This window comes from Candidatus Chloroploca mongolica (assembly GCF_004762035.2).
In the GTDB taxonomy this organism is placed as follows: domain Bacteria; phylum Chloroflexota; class Chloroflexia; order Chloroflexales; family Chloroflexaceae; genus Chloroploca; species Chloroploca mongolica.
The window spans coordinates 13,904-33,630 of the sequence record NZ_SIJK02000025.1 but is presented as its reverse complement, the minus strand read 5'-3'; the positions used below and the strand labels follow the sequence as shown (position 1 = coordinate 33,630).

20 protein-coding genes are annotated in these 19,727 nt (G+C 55.8%); 10 read left to right on the top strand and 10 right to left on the bottom strand.

Annotation, left to right across the window (positions count from 1 at the left end):
* Nucleotides 1-2: 2 nt before the first annotated feature.
* The 5 genes from EYB53_RS14325 to EYB53_RS14310 are packed head-to-tail and all read right to left on the bottom strand — an operon-like array spanning nucleotide 3 to nucleotide 5,133.
* Nucleotides 3-1,547 carry an O-antigen ligase family protein gene (locus EYB53_RS14325; RefSeq protein ID WP_167857413.1) on the bottom strand — a complete coding sequence of 515 codons (1,545 nt, stop codon included), beginning with the start codon at nucleotides 1,545-1,547 and terminating at the stop codon, nucleotides 3-5.
* Nucleotides 1,548-1,600: 53 nt separating this feature from the next.
* The gene (locus tag EYB53_RS26065; protein WP_256439715.1) at nucleotides 1,601-1,735 is read right to left on the bottom strand and encodes a hypothetical protein; all 135 of its coding nucleotides are present in this window, start codon (nucleotides 1,733-1,735) and stop codon (nucleotides 1,601-1,603) included.
* Between the two features lie 4 nt (nucleotides 1,736-1,739).
* On the bottom strand, nucleotides 1,740-2,540 hold the full coding sequence (locus EYB53_RS14320; RefSeq protein ID WP_135479069.1) for a CpsD/CapB family tyrosine-protein kinase: 801 nt from the start codon (nucleotides 2,538-2,540) through the stop codon (nucleotides 1,740-1,742).
* A 21-nt stretch (nucleotides 2,541-2,561) separates the two neighbouring features.
* Entirely contained in the window at nucleotides 2,562-4,046 is a 1,485-nt protein-coding gene (locus EYB53_RS14315; protein ID WP_135479067.1) for a flippase, read from the bottom strand.
* A 19-nt stretch (nucleotides 4,047-4,065) separates the two neighbouring features.
* Entirely contained in the window at nucleotides 4,066-5,133 is a 1,068-nt protein-coding gene (locus tag EYB53_RS14310; protein ID WP_135479065.1) for a hypothetical protein, read from the bottom strand.
* Nucleotides 5,134-5,599: 466 nt separating this feature from the next.
* Here EYB53_RS14310 and EYB53_RS14305 point away from each other — a divergent pair, with 466 nt between their 5' ends.
* The 10 genes from EYB53_RS14305 (at nucleotide 5,600) to EYB53_RS14260 (ending at nucleotide 13,448) form a co-directional block, all read left to right on the top strand.
* Nucleotides 5,600-6,328, top strand: coding sequence for a sugar transferase (locus tag EYB53_RS14305; RefSeq protein ID WP_135479063.1), 729 nt, complete (start codon nucleotides 5,600-5,602; stop codon nucleotides 6,326-6,328).
* A 39-nt stretch (nucleotides 6,329-6,367) separates the two neighbouring features.
* Nucleotides 6,368-8,056 (top strand): sugar transferase, encoded by a 1,689-nt coding sequence (locus EYB53_RS14300; RefSeq protein ID WP_135479061.1) that lies wholly within the window; start codon nucleotides 6,368-6,370, stop codon nucleotides 8,054-8,056.
* A gap of 147 nt (nucleotides 8,057-8,203) precedes the next feature.
* On the top strand, nucleotides 8,204-8,542 hold the full coding sequence (locus EYB53_RS14295; RefSeq protein ID WP_097655279.1) for an STAS domain-containing protein: 339 nt from the start codon (nucleotides 8,204-8,206) through the stop codon (nucleotides 8,540-8,542).
* A 3-nt stretch (nucleotides 8,543-8,545) separates the two neighbouring features.
* Nucleotides 8,546-10,069: a PP2C family protein-serine/threonine phosphatase gene (locus EYB53_RS14290; RefSeq protein ID WP_135479059.1), complete on the top strand. Its 1,524-nt coding sequence runs from the start codon at nucleotides 8,546-8,548 to the stop codon at nucleotides 10,067-10,069.
* Nucleotides 10,066-10,509, top strand: coding sequence for an ATP-binding protein (locus tag EYB53_RS14285; RefSeq protein WP_135479057.1), 444 nt, complete (start codon nucleotides 10,066-10,068; stop codon nucleotides 10,507-10,509). Before EYB53_RS14290 ends, EYB53_RS14285 begins: the two co-directional genes overlap by 4 nt.
* A gap of 5 nt (nucleotides 10,510-10,514) precedes the next feature.
* Complete coding sequence (locus EYB53_RS14280; protein ID WP_135479055.1) at nucleotides 10,515-10,754, top strand: ATP-binding protein; 240 nt, start codon at nucleotides 10,515-10,517, stop codon at nucleotides 10,752-10,754.
* A gap of 6 nt (nucleotides 10,755-10,760) precedes the next feature.
* The gene (locus tag EYB53_RS14275) at nucleotides 10,761-11,177 is read left to right on the top strand and encodes a response regulator (protein ID WP_135479053.1); all 417 of its coding nucleotides are present in this window, start codon (nucleotides 10,761-10,763) and stop codon (nucleotides 11,175-11,177) included.
* A gap of 15 nt (nucleotides 11,178-11,192) precedes the next feature.
* Nucleotides 11,193-12,029, top strand: coding sequence for a hypothetical protein (locus EYB53_RS14270; protein WP_135479051.1), 837 nt, complete (start codon nucleotides 11,193-11,195; stop codon nucleotides 12,027-12,029).
* Nucleotides 12,030-12,113: 84 nt separating this feature from the next.
* Nucleotides 12,114-12,638 carry a class I SAM-dependent methyltransferase gene (locus EYB53_RS14265; protein ID WP_167857412.1) on the top strand — a complete coding sequence of 175 codons (525 nt, stop codon included), beginning with the start codon at nucleotides 12,114-12,116 and terminating at the stop codon, nucleotides 12,636-12,638.
* Between the two features lie 156 nt (nucleotides 12,639-12,794).
* Nucleotides 12,795-13,448 carry a TIGR00266 family protein gene (locus EYB53_RS14260; RefSeq protein WP_135479047.1) on the top strand — a complete coding sequence of 218 codons (654 nt, stop codon included), beginning with the start codon at nucleotides 12,795-12,797 and terminating at the stop codon, nucleotides 13,446-13,448.
* Nucleotides 13,449-13,508: 60 nt separating this feature from the next.
* Here EYB53_RS14260 and EYB53_RS14255 read toward each other — a convergent pair whose 3' ends face one another.
* The 5 genes from EYB53_RS14255 to EYB53_RS14235 all read right to left on the bottom strand — a co-directional run bounded on the left by EYB53_RS14255 (nucleotide 13,509) and on the right by EYB53_RS14235 (nucleotide 19,501).
* Nucleotides 13,509-14,570, bottom strand: a complete 1,062-nt coding sequence (locus tag EYB53_RS14255; RefSeq protein WP_135479045.1) for a MaoC family dehydratase — start codon at nucleotides 14,568-14,570, stop codon at nucleotides 13,509-13,511.
* Between the two features lie 120 nt (nucleotides 14,571-14,690).
* A complete protein-coding gene (locus EYB53_RS14250; protein WP_097655271.1) occupies nucleotides 14,691-15,734 on the bottom strand; it encodes an HpcH/HpaI aldolase/citrate lyase family protein in 1,044 nt (347 codons plus the stop codon).
* Nucleotides 15,735-15,749: 15 nt separating this feature from the next.
* The gene (locus EYB53_RS14245) at nucleotides 15,750-16,967 is read right to left on the bottom strand and encodes a 2-methylfumaryl-CoA isomerase (RefSeq protein WP_135479043.1); all 1,218 of its coding nucleotides are present in this window, start codon (nucleotides 16,965-16,967) and stop codon (nucleotides 15,750-15,752) included.
* A gap of 60 nt (nucleotides 16,968-17,027) precedes the next feature.
* Nucleotides 17,028-18,248 carry a CaiB/BaiF CoA transferase family protein gene (locus EYB53_RS14240; RefSeq protein ID WP_135479041.1) on the bottom strand — a complete coding sequence of 407 codons (1,221 nt, stop codon included), beginning with the start codon at nucleotides 18,246-18,248 and terminating at the stop codon, nucleotides 17,028-17,030.
* Between the two features lie 14 nt (nucleotides 18,249-18,262).
* Complete coding sequence (locus EYB53_RS14235; RefSeq protein WP_135479146.1) at nucleotides 18,263-19,501, bottom strand: CaiB/BaiF CoA transferase family protein; 1,239 nt, start codon at nucleotides 19,499-19,501, stop codon at nucleotides 18,263-18,265.
* Nucleotides 19,502-19,727 lie beyond the last annotated feature (226 nt).

The window sequence follows — 19,727 nt, the reverse complement described above, 5'->3', positions numbered from 1 at the left end:
CCTCAAAGTTGCTGGAGGCCAGGGGAAGGCTGAGGCACCGGTTGCCAGGGCCAGCGTTGCGATGGCACCGCAACAGGATGAGCAACAATACGATCAAACACACTAATCAAGCCCATCATGGCCCCCAGATAGACCATACTCTGAGGCTGCCAGGCTATATCAAGGTAGGTAAAGAGCACATGCATCAGCACATAACTAAAGGCCACAAAGGCAAAGGCTCTCATTTCACCAGGTGGTGCTTGAAACAGGCGGCGTGCCCCCAGCGCAAGCGAGACTCCAATCAACATCATCATGGCAAAAAAACCGCCCAGGCCCGTCTGCACCCAGATCCAGAGGATCGAATTATGGGGAATATAATCAGCCCAGATAAAAAAGCTAATATCAGCCATAGGAAAAGGCTTATAGAACGCATGGCCAAAACCAATCCCCAGCAACGGAGCCTGACGGATCGTATACAAGAGATTCGCATTCTCAAGATCGCGATAGAGGTTTGACGAAGAGTCGCGGGTTTCAGGGGGAGGGTCAACCTCGACCCGGATCATCTGCGCCAGAGCGCCTGGTGCCGACTGAACATTCCAGAACGCAACGAGATAGACACCAAAGAGCAAGCCGGGAATCAAGACAAAGATCAGAAAGATGCGACGATGAAACCAGAAGAGCAACAGCGCAAAGACAATGAGTGCAACAGCTAGAACAAGATACCCAGCACGACGTTGATTACCAACATACGCAACCAGCAAAAACGGCAAGATCAAGAGCGTATACCAGAGCATCGGGCGGGTCACTGGCTCGGCACGGGCCAGAAAAATCAACATCCCCGCCAACAAAAAGATCGTATTCCACTGAATTGACAGAGGATGCTCGGCAATTTCATTCAACTCAGCATAAGCCCAATTGAGTTGTATCGCGACAAAATAGAAGCCATAGAGCGCATTAAACGTCAGGCCAAACAGCACACTCCAGAAGAGGGCACGGACATGTTCGCGGGTCTCGATATACTGACTCACCATCAGGATCATGATGGGCAGGTAAAACATCGAGCGAATCGACCAGAGCGCAATCGTCGTATCTCCACTACGAAAGATCCCATAGGCAAAGCCCAGGGCAACAAACGCGATAAAAATCAGCGTCCAGAAGAAGATCGGGCCGAAGGGCACGGTGAAACGCCGGGTTGCGAGCAAACGCAGAAACCAACTGAGCACCAGCAGCGCAAGCAAGATCTCGAGGGGGCTAAAGCTAGCAATCCGGCCAAGATACATGATCGATTCGGGACTCGAGAGATTTTTACTCATCGGGTACCACGGCAACAAGACCCCATCTGCGGCAACAGTAAAGCCAACGATCAGATAGAGCCCATAGCGCGGGTTATAGAAAATGACCCCGACGACCATCATAAAGATGAGCCAGGCCAGAGCCGCCGGCCCAGGCCCAAGGAGAAAGAAAGCCAGGGCAACCAGCAGACTAAAGCCAAGCCCTGCCAGCGACAAAAGCACATGCTTGCGTCGCGCATAGGCGAGTTGCTGTCCAAGGGTCGAGATACGCCGCATCAGCGGCATCGTCGTCGACAACGAAACGGGTGGATTATGCTGGGTCATACGCGTTAGAAAAAATACAAACGAACCATAAAGAGCACAACGATCAACGCAAGCACGAATTGGGTATAGATAAATGGCTTCTTACGTAAAAGAATGCCGATCATGCTAAAAATGAGCATCAAGACAATAAACTGCGTCATGCATCTACTCCTGAGGCAAGAGACCCAAAATCCAATCAGGGGTATACAGATTGACTTGATTCAAGACCACACCAAGCACGGGCATATGCTTGACCTCATCGAGGGCAAGCTTGACCGTATTGATCGGGGTCACGCCATGGCGCACCACCACACAGGCCGCCTCGGCCAGTGACGTCAACGCGAGCGTATCACTACTCGTAGCCACAGCTGGCACATCAATGAACAGATAATCGAACTGTTCCGCCAGCGAGGCAAACACCGCTTTGAGCTCACTACTACGGGCAACAGCGGAACGTGCATCGGGGGCCACAAAACCAGCCGGGAGAAGCCACAGATTAGCACGGTCAGTCGGCACAAGGGCCTTTTCGAGCGCCAGTGTACCCTGTACGACCGCCCCGAGGCCCGGATCATCAGGGCCAGGCATTGGCGGCTCCATCGCGGCGGCAGATTTGCGCTGCTTGCGCTTGTTGCCCGTACGGAGGGCGGGCGGTTGCCCCGCAAGATATTGATGCATCCCGGGATGCCACCAGTTCACCTCTACCGCACAGACGCGAGCCTCGACATCATGGGCGAGCGTTGTCGCCATGGCGAGCGTAAGATAGGTTACGCCTTCCTGTTGCAGCGCCGAGATACAGGCAATGCTGCGGGGCATCGTGGACTGATACATCAACGTCGTCAACATGCGCCGCATACTCGTCACTACTTCTCCAGAGAAGGCGAGCATATCTTTGCCATCAGCCGTACTCAACATCAATTCATATTCGGCACCATCGACTGGCATACGCTCTTTACGTCGTGACAACATGGACGATCTCCCCTTCTCTGACTAATTGACCGTATCAGCACCAGACTTACGCAGGCGGACAAATGCACTGCGGGCAAAATCGATCACCATCTGTAAATCATCTGGAGCAATGACCCGCAGCAGAACAATCAAGGTCGGGTAGACCAGCGCGCCGATCAAGATAGGAATCGCGAGAAACAGATCACGAAACGGCCAGACACACAGGAGCATGATCAGAGCCACCGCAACCACCTTGAACGAATGAATGATTGTCTTGCCATCAAGGGTTCCGCGAGGAACGAGGAACCAGCCGGCCACCACCTGACCGACCTGGGTCACTAGGAAACTGAAAGCCCCACCGATTGCCCCGATCCCAAAAACACGCTGGCTCCAGGGTACAAAAAGAAAATTGAGCGGCACAATCATGACAGCCGTCACAATCATCACCATCGTCCAGATATGCTGGCGATCAATCGAGACGAAATACTGCCCAAAGAGCGTATTGAGATACATAAAAATAACCACAAACCCGAGCACCTGAAGAATATCACCACTGGGGGCAAATTCAGCCCCAAAGAGCAGATAGATAAACTGATCAGCAACAGCAAAGACACCAAAGCCAATCGGGACACTGAGCATCAAGATCAGGGAAAGGCTCCGACGCAGCAGGGCGGGCATGCCTTCCGGGTTAGTTTTATGGGCACGGGCCATGGGCGGAAACGTGACCGTATTGAAAATAACGGCCCCAAAGAGCAACGCGCCAAAAATCTGCATCGAAGCCCCATACCACCCTACCTCAGTCGCATCCAGTTGAATCGAGAGTGTCTGGATCGATAATTCATCATACGCAACCATGCCAAAAATGGTGGCAACATATGGCAGACTCATGGTCAAAATCGTACGGCTCGCCGCAAGGCGCACCCGCGGCGTCAAATGATGATAGCGATAGAGAAAATAGGCTTGCATCAGAAACGTCAGCAGGGCTGTCGTCGTCATCACCATCGCCACAGCCAGTTCACGAAAACCAAGCATGAGCACGGTGATCCCAAAGACCATATGGATAAACTTGCTGACAATCTCTGATAACGAGATATACTCCATCGTCTCAAGCCCCTGCAAGGCCGCTGAGCTGGCGCTGGAGAGTTGAAACAGGAAGGCCATGAGTCCAATCAACTGGATCAACAGCATAACGTCAGGCGTAAACTTGAGGGCAACACTGTACCAATAGACGAGACCCACACTGATCACATAAAAGACGAATCTGATGAAATAGGAGGTGCCAAGCAACTCGGCGGCACGCTCACGATCACGGGCAATCTCTTTAGCGAGAAGGATGTCCATCCCAAAGCCAATAAAAACACCCATAATTGACCAGATCGACATCGCGATCACGATATGCCCTGAACCTTCCGGCCCAAGAAAACGCCGCATGATAATCGAGAAGACGAGGGTGAGCATCCAGGTGATCAACTGTGATGCGAGCATGACCCGGGCATTTTTGAAGATGACTTCCTTGGAGTGCGACATTGAGAAACTACCTTATGGCTCAGGAAGTAGCGGTTCTGGTGAGTGGATCATCAATTGGTGGTGTTGATGGAGCGGTACGCCCTCTGATCTGCGGCGCGGGTACCAGATGCTGCCGCGCCGGAGGAACCTCGGTGAGGACTGGTAACGCCAATTCTTCATACACGTCGATCCGGAAGAGCAACGTGCGATCAAAGGCCATCCTTGCGAACACAACCATAATCATCACGAGCAACCCAGCGAGCGGAAAGATGGTTGCCAACAACAGGCGTGCGAACATTGGTTCAGGTGCTGGCGGAACACCCGGAAGATCAATAATCCGATAGGTCTGATCAATATCACGATCGGTCTGCAACTCGGCCAGGCGGGCTTGTTCGGCTTTATCCTGGATATCCTGCAAGCGCATCTCGAGCAACGTCACCTCATTCTGCAGGCGGGTCAGTTCGAGCACTTCTTCGACGGGGCGATTGCCGACGGCAGGATCGGGATAGAGTTGAAGATAGCGCCGCTGGGCATCACGCGCATCAGCAAGATCCCGCTGATAGGGTTCGATCAGTTCAGCAAAAAAGGACTGAGCAATCTGGCCTTCAACAATACTCCGATTGATATTCCAGGCACGGTACGCATTAAGGGTTGCCATCGCCAATTGATAGGCCAGTTCAGGACGCTCAGCCTCGATCTCGAGCCGGATCAGATTATCAGCCGGGATAGTGACCGTAAATGACTCACGGTACAGGTTGAGCACCTGCTCAACCTCACCTGGAGAACCATTCAACTGATCGCGCAGATCCGTCTCGGCGATAACGGCGGAAGCAAACGCATCGGTTGAAGCTAACGCCTGAAATTCACTGGCCGTGATCTGGGCCAGGCTCACCACGGTGACACCGCCAAAAGCCGTATCACGAAGCCGAATGGCCGTCAGGGTTTCAAGCAGATTATCACGCTGCAGATAAATCGTGGCGTGGGAGATATAGACTGGCGTCAGTAAAAACGGGATTGCCAGCAGCGTCAAGCCCACCACAGGCAAGAGATGCAACCAACGATGACGCAATAATGTTTCGATAAAACGCAAGATAAACCGGCGCGACATGCTCGTATCCTTCGCCTAACCTCAAGCTGCATTGCCCCTTGTGAAGAGCATACCAGACAGGTATAACCAGACAGTAAACAGTAAATGAATGGACGATGCCACGCTACAACGCCGCTCTGCTTGTGATGGTAGCATACCACACCTGAGGCTGACATCTTTGTCATTGGTAGTGACAATCGGGCTATCCTGAATGAACAAAAGGTGATACTATAGCCTCAGAAAACCAATACAACGAAGGGTTCATTTCGGCAAAGAGAGGCGCAGAGCGAGCAGACAAGCTGGCCAAAAGCATCCTTCCCATCACGCCTCAAGGCCATATCCAGAACAGACCAGCACTGAGCACGTGAACTAATCTTTATCTGAGCGCTGCCGAGGTGTAAGGCAATTGTTTAAAATTTCAGGTAAAGTAGAGCAAAGCATCGTATCGTTAGCCTTGCATGCATGCATTTCAAAGGAGTAAGAGGCGATGGTTCAACCACCAGATGACCCCAAGACAGCCCGGATGGTCGCGATCTTCGCCGAGCGACGCTTTGAGCGTTCGCGCGCAAACCAGCGGTTACGCGCACGGATGCTCGTGTGGTCAATCCGAACGAAGGTGGTGAGCAACCTGAAGCGTGCGCTTGATGTCTCGCTTGCCAGTACTGCCATTGTTGCCACGGCCCCCCTCATGATCGGCACAGCCGTTGCGATCAAGCTCGATTCGCCAGGGCCGGTCATCTTTCAGCAGGAACGGGTAGGCAAAGATGGCGAAACCTTTGGCTGCTATAAGTTTCGCTCGATGTATGTTGATGCCGAACGTCGCAAAGCCGAGTTACTGGCAAAAAACGAGGCTGATGGCCCGGTCTTCAAGATGAAAGATGATCCCCGCATTACCCGTGTGGGCAAAATTATTCGTAAACTCAGCATTGATGAACTGCCCCAACTCTTCAATGTCTTGAAGGGTGAGATGAGCCTGGTTGGGCCACGGCCCGCGATCCCTAGTGAGGTGGCACGCTATAGCTATGAACAACTTGGGCGCCTCAATGCGATACCCGGCATCACCGGTCTCCAACAGGTCTCGGGGCGGAGCAATCTCGATTTCAAACGCTGGGTTGAGCTTGATCTCCAATATATTGTCGAGCAGAGCCTCTGGAAAGATATCAAGATCTTAACCCTCACGATCCCCGCTGTGATCTTTAGTCGTGGAGCCTATTAGTCCCAAGACTTTTTTTGAGATCGGACGATAAGCGTTCTTATGCAAGTACTCATTCTCGCGACCGATGAGCAGCCAAAATTGAGGCCGCTCACCGCAACAATGCCAACCGCCCTTCTCCCGCTTGTTGATCGCCCTGTGATTGCCACCACGCTGGAGATTCTGGGACGTTGTGGTTGTCCGGATGTCTTGATCAGTCTATACGAACGTGGGGGACAGATTGCTGCATATGTTGGCGGCGGAAGACGTTGGGGCTTCGACATCAAGTATGTGACTCAACGCGAAGCCTGGGGCTCGGCAGGTTCGCTGCGCTGGGCGGGGAGTTTGCTGGAAACCACCACGCTGGTGCTGCCAGGAGACGCGCTCTTCGATCTCGATCTGGCCGAGGCTTTTGCGTTTCATCAGGCCCACGACGGTAAGGTGACAGCGATCCTCCATACGCCGCGCCCTGGCGATCCACGCCCCTGCGTACGCCTGAACAACGACCAGCGCATCACCGAACTCGGTGCCGCTGCTGGTGACCTGCAAGTCACCGGAGCAATCATCCTTGAACCTGAGATCCTGCAGGCGATCCCCGATCACGAGCACTACGACATTGTGGCCGACCTCTTGCCCGAGTTACTGGCGGCCAACGAACCAATGTATGGCTTTCAGATGAACGGGTACTGGAACCCGCTCGCGACCTTCCGTGACTACCACGAAGCGCAACAGGTTTATCTCTACAGTGCCTATGCCGCCAGTACCCCTGAAGAAGCCATGGCAGGCCCGGTGGACCGGCTCCGCTATCCTTCCCTCGAAGCCCGTGAGATGGCCCCCGGGATCTGGGTTGGCCGCGAACATTCGATCCACCCGACGGTCAAACTCGCCCCTCCAGTCTATATTGGACAGCATAGTTGGATCGGGCGGGAGGTTGAACTCGGGTTCGGGACGATCATCGGGAGCAATGTAGTTATTGACGATGAGGCTACTATTATCCAGAGTAGTATCTTGAGCAATACCTATGTTGGTCAACTCGTGCATATTGAGCACAAACTTGTCACACCCGGCTCGGTGAACGATCCGGTCGAAGGGGTGACGACCGAAATAGTCGATCCATTCCTGATCGGTCAGGTCGAAAGCAAGCAACGCAACCGTAGTTCACTACGGCGTACGCTAACCAACCTGATTGCGCTAGCCCTCATTCTGCTGACGAGTCCCCTCCTCGGCGTGATCGGCCTGCTCAATTTCTTGACGACAGGCGGGCGCATGCTGGTACGCGAAGTGAAGGTAGGCCAGCGCCTCAACGAAGAGAATGGACGCTTGTACACCTTTGAATTAATCCACTTTCGTACCCGTCGTCACGATGGACGTTACACGCTGCTTGGCAAATGGCTAGAGCAGTGGGAGTTGCATCGGTTGCCAGAATTCTTCAATGTGTTGCGTGGCGATCTCGAACTGGTTGGCGTCAAACCCCTGAGTCGCGCCGAAGCAACCCAACTGACGGAAGAATGGCATCAACGTCGCCACGACATGCCAGCCGGTCTTACCGGGCTCTGGTATTTGCAAACCGAGGGCACGACGGATCTCGACACCGTGATTGTGACCGATGTCTACTATACCGCGACCCGCACATGGCTCGAAGATGTGCGCATCCTCTTGCAGACACCGAGCGTCTGGGCACGCCGCATACGTACACGCCCCCCCCAGGACAACAGAGATGAAAAAACGAAAAACCAGATCAGTCGCATGTAAAGTTTGCCTGCAATGTGTAGTATCATGCACGTACGGGCCATGCTCACCCAAGGCGAGCAACACGGCCAAACGGTTGTGACAATGCGCTCAACCTTCACCGGCAAATTTTTTCTGGTTGAAACAGCATGCGAAAGAGAGGCTCGGGTTATGGAGATGAAAACACGCCTTGTAGACAAGGTCAACATTATCGATATCAGTGGACGGCTTGATGCCAATACAGTCGCCCCGGTCGCAGCGTGGCTTGAACAAATGACCACAAAACCAGGGTGTCGTGTGCTGGTCAACCTGAGCGAAACGATTTTTGTTGACTCGACCGGGCTCGCAACGCTAGTACAGGGAATGAAGCGCTCGCAGCAACATCAGGGCGAAATCTATCTCTGTGGGATGCGACGGTCGGTCTATATGACGTTTGAATTGACGCGTCTGGATAAGGCGTTTACGATTTTTGCCGATGAAGAGCACGCGCTCAAAGCTTTTGCAAAGTAAGTTATGTTAGTATCCATCCTCAGTTCACAATACGCACGATTTGCCGCCCTGGCCGAGTCATGGCTGGCCCTGGGTGCATCGGCATTTGGGGTCTGGCAGGATGGACGTCCGATTGTCTACTGGCCTTCGAGTCATCGTCTCAACAACCCCAGCCTCCGCGCTCCATTGATAATGCAGGGTACCGAGGAAATCGGTGAGTTGCGCGTCGCCGGCATTACCGGCACAGCCTTTGAGCAACGGCTCCGCGCTGATGCTGAACTGATCAGCTATCTGTTGCAACTCGAAGAAGAGTTGAACCTGATAACCGCCGATCTGGTGACCAGTCAGGATCAACAACTGGCCCTCTATCGCCTGACCCAGCGGATGCGTGAGTATGTCACGGTCGAACAGACGTTAGACGTGGTCGTGAAAGAGACGATGCGAATTCTGAAGGCCGAAGTGTGCAGCATGATGTTTGTGCCAAGCTCGGGGCAAGATGCGTTGCTGGTGCAACAACCCGAGGGGTTTCTGTCGGATGACTACCTCTGGCAACTCTACTGGCAAGGATTGGCGACCGAACAGCCAATCCATCTCCCAAAAGTGCGTCCCACTGAAGGGCCAGAAGGGTTGTATAATCTCTTATATCTTCCTCTTCGTATTCGCAATAATTTTATGGCTGGGCTGGCTATTATCAATCGATCCGGCGGCTTTGGCACACCTGACATCAAACTGAGCAAGGCGATCGCAGATCAGGCCAGTGCGCAGATTGATCGAGTTTTACTCTATCAAGAGATGTTTGACCAGGCCAAGCTCCGTACCGAAATGGATCTGGCCCGCCGGGTGCAACTAGAATTGCTGCCGCCAACCCTGCCAAGCATCGCCGGGCTCGATATCTATGCACATTCACGGCCTGCGTCAGAGGTTGGGGGCGACTTTTATGACTTTGTGGTGCAAGATGGACGGCCGTTTATCTTTGTTATCGGCGATGTAACAGGCAAAGGCTTATCTGCGGCACTCTTGATGACGATGACGCGCACAGCAATCCATAGCAAAGCGCAGTTTATGCCGTATCCAACGCCCGAAGCCATTATGCGCCAGTCAAATGAGGATCTCTATAACGATTTTACCAGGGTGGGCGTCTTTGCGACGGCCCTAGTAGGTCAGTTCGAACCAGGGAGTAATGTCTTGATGTACGCCAATGCGGGCCATGCACCAGTGATCTACCGACCCTGCGATGGTGAGGCGGTGTTGCTACGGGCCGATAGTACGGCGATCGGCATCTTGCCAGTAAATCCATGCCGAAATCAGCGCCTGCGCCTCGGCCCTGGGGATCTGCTGGTTGCCGCCACCGATGGCTTCACCGATGTGCGCGATCACGATGATGATCTGCTTGGCATTGAACGCCTGCTCCAACTGGTCAATGCCTCGCATCACAAGAACGCGCACGAGATCGCAGAGGCATTCTTTGCCGAGACTGAGCACTTTGGTCAAGGGGGCCAACAAGATGACGATCAGACGCTCGTCATACTAAAAGGAGCAGTGTCGTGACAGTGACTCAACCGGAGCAGGTCCGGCTTGACCTGCCGGCCCGCTATACCTACCTTCATCTGTTGAGCGATTGCATTGCCGATATGCTACGCTTGCTTGAGCAGATGCAAGATGCTGAAATGGTGATTTATAACATTCAATTGGCCGTCCATGAAGCATGTACGAATATTGTTCGTCATGCATATGAAAATAAGGGTGAAGGGCGTATTCTGATTACGCTGACGCTTTCTTTCGATCCACCGCAGTTAACGATTGAGTTGCAAGATACCGGCAAGCCTTTTGATGCAGAGAGCTATGCGCCGCCGGATCTTGATGATGTACCGATCGGTGGCATGGGGATCTTTTTGATCCGTAATCTGATGGATGATGTGACGTATACGCCATCCCCTGGGCGTAATCATTGGAATCTTACCAAGAGTTTGCTTGTGAAAGGGATATAATCTCGATGGGCACTATTTTGGTAGTTGATGATTTGGCGCATAATCATCGTTTGATGAGTTTTGTGCTAGAGAACCATGGCTATGCCGATGCAGAGAGCTATGAGCCACCGGATCTTGATGATATACCGAACGGTGGCATGGGTATCTTTTTGATCCGTAAGCTGATGGATGATGTGACCTATACGCGGGTTTCAGGTCGTAATCACTGGAGTCTTACCAAGAGTTTGCTTGTGAAAGGGATATAATGCTCAATGAGCACTATTCTGGTAGTTGATGATTATGCGCCAAATCATCGTTTGATGAGTTTTGTGCTAGAGAACCATGGCTATGCCGTTGTTTCTGCCCACGATGGGGTTCACGCCCTCGAATGTCTGGCGACGGTACCAATCGATCTGATGGTGACCGATTTGACAATGCCGCGCCTTGATGGGCTTGCCCTGGTAGAACGCATCCGCAGCGATCCTCGGTATGCCAGGATGCCAATTGTGATTGTTACCGCCAGCAGCAAAGAGACTGATGAAATCAAGGCCGCCGGGATCGGCGTCAATGCGTTTCTCACCAAGCCGGTCGACTCAGAGGATCTCGCCCAAACAGTCGCTCAATTGCTTACCCAGGAGGTGAGTCGTCCCGACTCACCCTTTCTGAAAACCGGCCAGAGCGCTGCCTGATCAACGAGCAAACGTATGCCACCACGGTCTTCGGTTCCTCGCTCCCCTTCCAAGCGCACGCTCGGCCTGACCCTGATGGCGACCGCCTGGCTCGGTCTGCTCATCAGTCTGTCGGGTATTCTTTTTGTGCTCGTGACGGGACGGGTTGCCTCCGAGGCGCTCTCACGTGAGCTTGCGATCCTCGATCGCGCCTTGCTGGTGACCCAGGAGGGGTTGCAGGTTGCCGATGGGACGCTCGCTGACACGCAATTGACGATCCAATCGTTGAGTAACACGGTCAACAGTGCCTCCCGTACCCTGGTTGCGACCGATCCCACGCTCACCACGCTCCGCGATGTGACGGGGACGAGTTTGCCCAAGACACTTGACTCGACCAATCAGGCGCTCAAGGCCGCGAGCGAGTCGGCCCGCCTTGTTGATGATGTGCTCGGTACCCTCGGTTTTTTTGGGCTCCGCTATGAGCCCGAGGTGCCGTTGAGTCTCGCCATCAAACAGGTCGCCGATAGCCTGGTCGATTTGCCAACAGCCCTCGATGAAGTGAGCGAGGGCCTTGGAACGGCTCAGGATAATCTGCGTACGATTGCAGATGATTTAGAAGAGGTAGCTGATGGCCTCGATCTCATTGCGCTGAATCTCGATGAGGCGATGACGGTCGTCGCTGACTATGAAAGCATTGTCATCGAGTTACGCGACGAGGTCGCGGCTGTCCAGGTAAGCGCTCCCTTCTGGTTTGTCATTGTCCAGTTCGGGCTGCTGCTGCTCTTGGTCTGGCTTGGTCTGGCCCAGATCAGTCTGTTTGTCCAGGGACGGCAACTGCTGGCTGAGGGGCAGATTGAACAGATAGAGAGGTGACGTCTGGATCCAACGACACTTGCGGTCTATGACGCCGAGGCCGAGCGTTTCACGGAGACACAACGGAGCAAAACGCCACGTGCGTTGCAACGGCAGGTGCTGGCGGCTTTTGTCCCCGGGCAGTCGACCGTTGATGTTGGCTGTGGCAGTGGCCGTGATACGGCCTGGCTTGTCGAACAGGGCTTTCCTACGGTTGGCTATGATGGCTCGATCGGGATGGTTGCCGCAGCACGCGCTGCGTATCCCGAGCTTGATCTGCGCCACGATACGTTGCCTCACCTCGCGACGATTCCCGATGAAAGCTATACGAATGTGCTCTGTAGTGCCGTCTTGATGCATCTGCCGTCTGAGGCGCTTGCGCCCGCCGTGGCCGGATTAGCGAGAATTATGCGTCCCGGTGGGCGGCTGGTGCTAACGTATCGTGCCAGTGAGACCCCAACGCCCCGCGAGCCCGATGGTCGTCTCTATACACCTATCGATCAGGATGAACTGGCCCACTACTGTGCCGCCTCGGGCTTGTGTGTGTTGAGACAGGACATTGAAGCCGATGGTGGGCGGGCGGGCGTACACTGGTCAATTGTGGTCGCCGAGCGTCTATCGCAGGCCTAGACGCAATACCTTGCAAAGAAGGTGGTTCTTTTGACGCAAAGGCGCAAAGGCGCAAAGGTTTTCGCGTAGGTGAGCGAACCCTTCGCGCCTTCGCGTGAGCTTATTTGAAAAGTATTGATCCTAGACTAGGAGCGCTCTAGTTTACAAGGAGTAATTATGGAATACACCATCGTAGGAACGATTGCCCAACGTGCACGCCTGGATTTTGCCCCTGGCGAGGCTGTCTGGCTCAGTAAGGGCGCATTGATGGCCTATTCGCCAGGGGTCGAGTGGAGGCCGCGGGTGCCTGGTGGCCTTGGCGGGGCGCTGCGCCGCTCGCTGGCCGGTGAAGGCATTTCGCTCACCTACGCCGAGACGGCGCAGGAGGGCCAGTTTGCCCTGATCGCCTCGAACGCGCCTGGACATATCACCGAGTGGGATCTTGCCGATGGCCCGGTGCTGGCGACGCGTGGCTCGTTTCTGGCGGCCTGGGGGCCCGAGGTAGACATTACGGTGGTGATCGCCCGACGGGCCGGGGCGGCTTTCTTTGGCGGAGCCGGACTCTTCCTGCAACGCATCTCGGGCGAGGGCAAAGTGCTCTTGCATGGCAGTGGCGACTTCGACCGCCGCCAGCTTGCCCAGAACGAGACGTTGCTGGTCAGTACGGGCAATCTCGCCGCGTTTGCCGACAGCGTAGACTACGATATTCAGACTGTTGGCAGCGTTGGGCGGGCTTTCTTTGGGGGCGAGGGCATCTTTATGACCCGCCTGCAAGGGCCAGGGACAGTGCTGTTGCAGAGTCTCAAACGCGGGACAGGCAGTAGTGAGTAGATTTTTTGCCTCTCACCACGCAAGCGAAGCTTGCGTGGTGAGAGGCAACATTATTCGTGCTTAGGAGGTGCGGCGGGGTATGAGCACGGTGTAATCAACGTCGAGCACGACGGCAGGATCATAGGTGCCTGCACTATCCTGATAGAGAAAGTCTGATGCCGAGTGATCTTTGAGGGCAACGGTGCGTACGCGGAGTGCGCCTAGGTCGGTGCGATCCGGTAGTGGTTGCTGCGCGAGGATCTCGGACCAGGCATAGATGGTGTCACCGGCAAAGGTCGGGTTGGTGTGACGGCCCCCGTTGATGGCGGCGATGCTGAGTGCATTGGCTAACCCGTTGAACGAGAGCGCCCGGGCGAGGCTGATGATGTGGCCGCCATAAATAATGCGGCGACCAAAACGGCCCTCGCGTTCAACATGCTGATTGAAGTGAACGCGGGCGGTATTCTGGTAGAGCCGGGCCGCCATCATGTGTTCGGCCTCTTCGATGGTAATGCCATCAACGTGGTCAATGCGTTCGCCGACCTCGTAGTCTTCCCAGAGATAGGGGCTACCGGCGAGATCGGTGTCGTAACTGCCTGGCGTCAACGCATAGGGCACATGCAGGTCAGCCACATCAACGGCTTCGACCAGCGTTGGGATCACCGGCTCGGGGGCAGGGGCCTCGATGTTCTTCTTGCGCACCATCACCCAGCGGGTATACTCAACGACCATTTGATGATGCTGGTTTGAACCAACAGAACGCACATAAACGACGCCGGTCTTGCCGTCGCGATTCTGGCGCAGACCAATCACCGTCGAGCGGGTCGTGATCGTATCCCCAGGATAGACTGGTTGCCCAAAACGGCCATTGGCATAGCCGAGATTCGCGATGGCATTGAGCGAAATGTCGGGCACGGTCTTGCCAAAGACGATATGGAAGGCCAGCATGCTATCGAGGGGCGCACGCTCGAGGCCAAGCGTCTGGGCAAAGGGCGTCGAGCTATTGAGCGCAAAACGCGAGCCGAAGAGCGCCGTATAAAGGGCCACATCGCCCTCGGTGACGGTGCGCGGCGTCGCGTGGATCAACTCTTGACCCACATAAAAATCCTCGAAAAAGTTCCCTGCTCTGGTTTTGCTAGACATCGCTGCTCCTTGAAGCAATGGGGTTGAGGTTGACACAAAGGCGCAAACGGTCAACTCACCTACACGAAAACCTTCGCGCCTTTGCGTCAAACCAACCACCTTTGTTACATGGGATTGCCCCTAGAGTCCGTAGGCTTCAGCCAGTTCGGGATCTTTTTTGGCGACGAGGCGAGCGAGGTCAACAATGACCTTCGCCTGTTTCCAGGTGGCGTCATCTTGCATTTTGCCATCAATCATCGCGACGCCAGCGCCGTCGGGCATTGCTTCGAGGATGCGTTTGGCAAAGAGAACTTCTTTGACATCGGGGCTAAAGACGCGGCGGGCAATCGGGATCTGATTCGGAGCAAGTGACCAGGCCCCGGTGCAACCCATGAGAAAGGCATTGCGGAACTGCGACTCGCAGGCTGCTTCATCTTTGAGGTCGCCAAATGGCCCGTAGAAGGCCCGGATGCCATGCGCAACACACGCGTCGACCATACGGGCAACGGTATAGTGCCAGAGATCCTGCTGATAGAAGGCGCGCTCGATCTGGCCTTCGACGGGATCGGTGAGCACGCCGTAGAAGGGATGGCCGCCGCCGACGCGGGTGGTCTTCATCCCGCGTGACGCGGCGAGATCGGCTGGGCCTAGGCTAAGCCCGTGCATCCGGGGGCTTGCGCCCGCAATCTGCTCGACATTCTTGACCCCCTCGGCAGTTTCGAGCAGCGCATGCAAAAGGATCGGCTTCTGCACACCATACCGCGCTTCGAGCAGCGCAAGATACTGATCGGCAAAATGAATATCCCAGGGGCCTTCGACCTTGGGTAGCATGATCACATCGAGGCGATTGCCAACGGCTTTGACAATCTGATCCATATCATCGAGGATCCACGGGCTATTGAGGGCATTGACGCGCACCCAGATTGCCGTCTCGGGAGCATCGAGGGTCGCAATGGCCTCGATAAAGCCAGCGCGGGCGGCTTCTTTGGCATCAAGCGGGATGGCATCTTCGAGGTTGCCGCAGAGCACATCAACCTGACGAGCCGTTTCGGGCAGACGGGCGCGGATCTTCTCGATATGAGGCGGAAAAAAATGGATCATCCGCTCGGGGCGAATGGGCAACTCACGCAGCGGCTGCGGTGCGCCAGTCGCCAGCGGCTTGTAGAAATTGACCGGTAACTTCATTCTGGTCTCCTTTGATCAGGCAGGCCCTGCAACGATGCCATCATCGTGCAGTTTGCCGACTTCGGCCTCGGTCAGGCCAAGTATGTCGAGCAGGATTTCGTCGGTATGTTCGCCGAGGCGCGGCGCAGGTGTCGCAGGGAGGCGCGGAACCTGGCTAAAAGCGAGCGGCGAGCCAGCGGCGAGGTAGGTGCCAATCTCAGGCTGCTCAAGCAGCGTGAACATCGGGTTATCGGTTGAGCAATCAGGATCTTCGGCAAGCGCCTCGCGCACGCTGCGATAGGGCGCCCAGGTGACCCGATGGGCCTCAAAGATCTGACTGATCTCGGCGAGTGTCCGGGCGCGAAACCAGGGATCAAGCAGATCAGCGAGGGCGTGACGAGCGCGGAAACGATTGCCCTCTTGAGCGAGGTCAAGCCCAAGGCGCTGGCCCAGGTTCGCAAACTGCTCGGCCATGCCCGTTGCCTTCGTGAGACAACTCCACTGCAAACTGGTCAACCCAACGACCATGACGTGCTTGCCATCAAGCGTCTCGAAATCGCGCCCAAAGGCCCCATAGAGATAATTGCCCTGACGCGGGCGGTCGGTATTGTTGACCATCACCTCGGCGATCATGCCAAGATGCCCAAGCATCGCCAGGCCAACATCCTTGAGGGCGAGTTTGACCAGTTGCCCCTCGCCAGTCAAGCGGCGATGGCGCTCGGCGGCGAGGATCGCCACGGCGATCATCTGCCCAGCAATGAAATCCCAGGCTGGCAAGACATGATTGACCGGCTCGGGCGTACTGGTTGGCCCGGTCATAAACGGAAAGCCAAGTTGCGGATTGATCGTATAGTCAACGTCCGAGCCACCATCGCGGCGACCGAGCAGATTGACCATCACGAGATCGGCGCGCTGCTTTTGCAGCGCCTCGTAGCTGAGCCAACCCCGTGCCGGAAAATTGGTACTGAAGATGCCACCCTCGTCACCGGGGAGCGCGATCAACTGCGTGAGCAATTCTTGCCCACGGGGATGGCGCAGATCAACGGCGATCGAGCGCTTGCCCTTGTTGAGGCCAGCCCAGAAGAGACTCTGGCCGGTTTCAGTGACGGGCCAGCGCTGATAATCAAGGCCCCCACCGATGGGATCAAAACGGATCACATCGGCACCAAGCTGAGCCAGGGTCATGCCGCCGAGCGGGGCGGCGACGAAGGCCGAGCCCTCGATCACCCGCAGACCCTTGAGAATGCCTTGCATAGTTGCTCCTGTGAGACCTCACCGGTCTTGAAGACCGGTGAGGTCTGACGCATGCCAGCGTTAAATAACCCGTTTCTGGCGAAGTTCAGCGATCTGTTGTTCGTCCATGCCGAGCAGTTCGCTCAAGACTTCAACCGTATGTTCGCCAAGTTTCGGGCCAAGGCTGCGCAGGCTACCGGGGGTTTCCGAGAGCTTGGGAATTGTTGAGGGGACAATGACGGTTTCGCCGGTATCAGGGACATCAACCGCCATCAGGTTGCGACGGGCATGGAACTGGCGGTCGCCAAAGATATCAGCAATGTTGTTGAGCGGCCCAGCGGGCGTCCCGGTCTCATAACAGCGGTCAAGCACCTCATCGCGGGAGAGTGAACCACACCAGTCACGGACAATCTCATTGACATCGTGGCGATGCTCAAGGCGTGTCTTCTGTTCGCCATAGGTACTCGACGAGGCGAGCTCGGGCCTGCCCATCGCCGCAGCGAGGCGCGCAAAGAGCTTGTCGGTGGCACAAGAGATCGCGACCCACTTGCCATCTTTGGTCGGGAAGTGGCCGTGCGGGCAGGCGAAATCGTTATGTGATGGGCCGTGCCGTTCACGAACGATGCCATACATGCCATAGGCGGGGGCGAGTTCATCAGTACAACGAAAGACCGACTCGTAGAGCGCGGCATCAACATACTGACCTTGACCAGTGCGATCGCGATGGCGCAGCGCCAGCAACACACCGAGGCAGCCGTACAAACCCGTCATGTAATCACCAAGCGTCGTTGAGCCAGGCGTCACCGGGGTACCCCTGGGCATCCCGGCGAGATAGGCGATGCCACCGACGGCGTGGGCAACGCGGGCAAACCCGGGGCGATCCTTGTAGGGGCCGGTCTGACCATAGCCAGTGACCCGGAGCATAATCAGACCAGGATTAATCTCGTGCAGCACTTCCCAGCCGAGGCCCCATTTTTCCAGCGTACCGGGGCGAAAATTCTCACAGAGCACATCGGTCTGAGCGATGAGTTGCTTGAAAATGGCCACGCCTTCGGGCCGATGGAGATCGATCGTCACCGAGCGCTTATTGCGCGCCTCGCTGAGCCAGGTCAGCGTATCGCCGCGCTGGCTCGGCGTTCCAAAACGGCGCAGGGCATCACCGCCAACCGGATGCTCAACCTTCAACACATCAGCGCCAAACTCACCGAGCAGCGTCGCGCAGTAGGGGGCGGCAATCACCGTTGCCACATCAATGACACGAATGCCCGCCAGGGGCAACGCAGGTGCAGACTCTGCGGTCATGGGTAATATCCTTCTCAAATAATCTTGTGCTGCCGCAGCCGTCGAATCTCGTCCGCCGTAATATCGAGCAGTTCGCGCATCACTTCATAGGTCGCGTCGCCGAGGGGCGGCCCCAGGTTAGTAATGCGCCCGGGGGTTGCCGAAAGCGTCGGCACCACTGCGGGCACGACCACCTCACCGAGGCCCTCTTCCTCAAACCTGGCGAGATTGCCCCTGGCCTGAAAGTGCTCATCTTCAAAGATATCGGCAATGCTATTGACCTTGCCAACGGGCACCTCTTTATCGAGGCACCGTTCGAGCACCTCGTCGCGGGTGAGCGAACCAACCCACTCGATCACAATCTGATTGACCTGATCGCGGGCGGCGAGGCGCTTGCGCTGATCGCCGTAGAGCCCGGTCGTCGCGAGTTCAGACTGTTCCATCGCTTCAGCGAGGCGCTCGAACATCTTGTCGGTCGTACAGGCAATCGCGATCCACTTATCATCTTTGGTGCGAAAGTGGCCGTGGGGCACCGCGACAAAACTGCCCGAGCCTTCGCGTTCACGTACCTTGCCAAACAGGCCATAGGCTGCCGCGATTTCATCGAGTTGGCGAAAGACCGCCTCATAAATGCCGACATCAATCACCTGACCGCGCCCGGTCTCCTCCTGATGGCGCAGCGCCACCAGCACCCCGATGATCCCATAGAGACTCGACATATAATCGCCGAGGGGAACAGTGCCGGGCAACACCGGCGTCTCACCGGGGAAACCGGCGAGGTACGAGAGACCGCCAAAGGCGTGGGCAATATGGGCAAAACCAGAGCGCCGGCGATACGGGCCAGTCTGACCATACCCGGAAACACGCAGCACAACAAGGCGAGGATTCGCCTCACGCAACTGCTCCCAGCCGAGGCCCCACTCTTCCATCGTACCGGGGCGAAAATTCTCGATCAGCACATCAGATTTGGCGATGAGCTTGAGAAAGATCTGCACCCCCTCTTTCTGGCGGAGATCGATGGTCACGGACTTCTTATTGCGCCCCTCACTGAGCCAGGCCAGGGTCGCATCGTGGCGTTTGGTCGGCGTCCCAAAACGGCGCATTGGATCGCCGGAAATCGGGTGTTCAACCTTCAGCACCTCGGCTCCAAACTCACCCATAATCGAAGCCGCATACGGGCCAGCCAGAAAGTTGCCGACATCCACCACGCGAATGCCACTCAGAGGTAACTGTTCGTGATCTGAAGGACGATCGGAAGGTGGGAGCGTTTTCACCCGCGGGTTCTCCTGGTTATCCGTCGTTGAAGGTGGTGGTTGCGCTGGTTCAGCCTCAGGGGAAACCTGTGCTGCGCCTTCGCCCTCAGGCCCCCCCGTTGCTGTCTCGGCAACGTCCGTCGCATCCGCCTGATCCGTAGCAATACGCTCGCGCTTGCTCAACGATTTGCCTCCGCTTCAATATGTATGCATATCGCCCTCGATATGCGTCAGGACACATCACGCA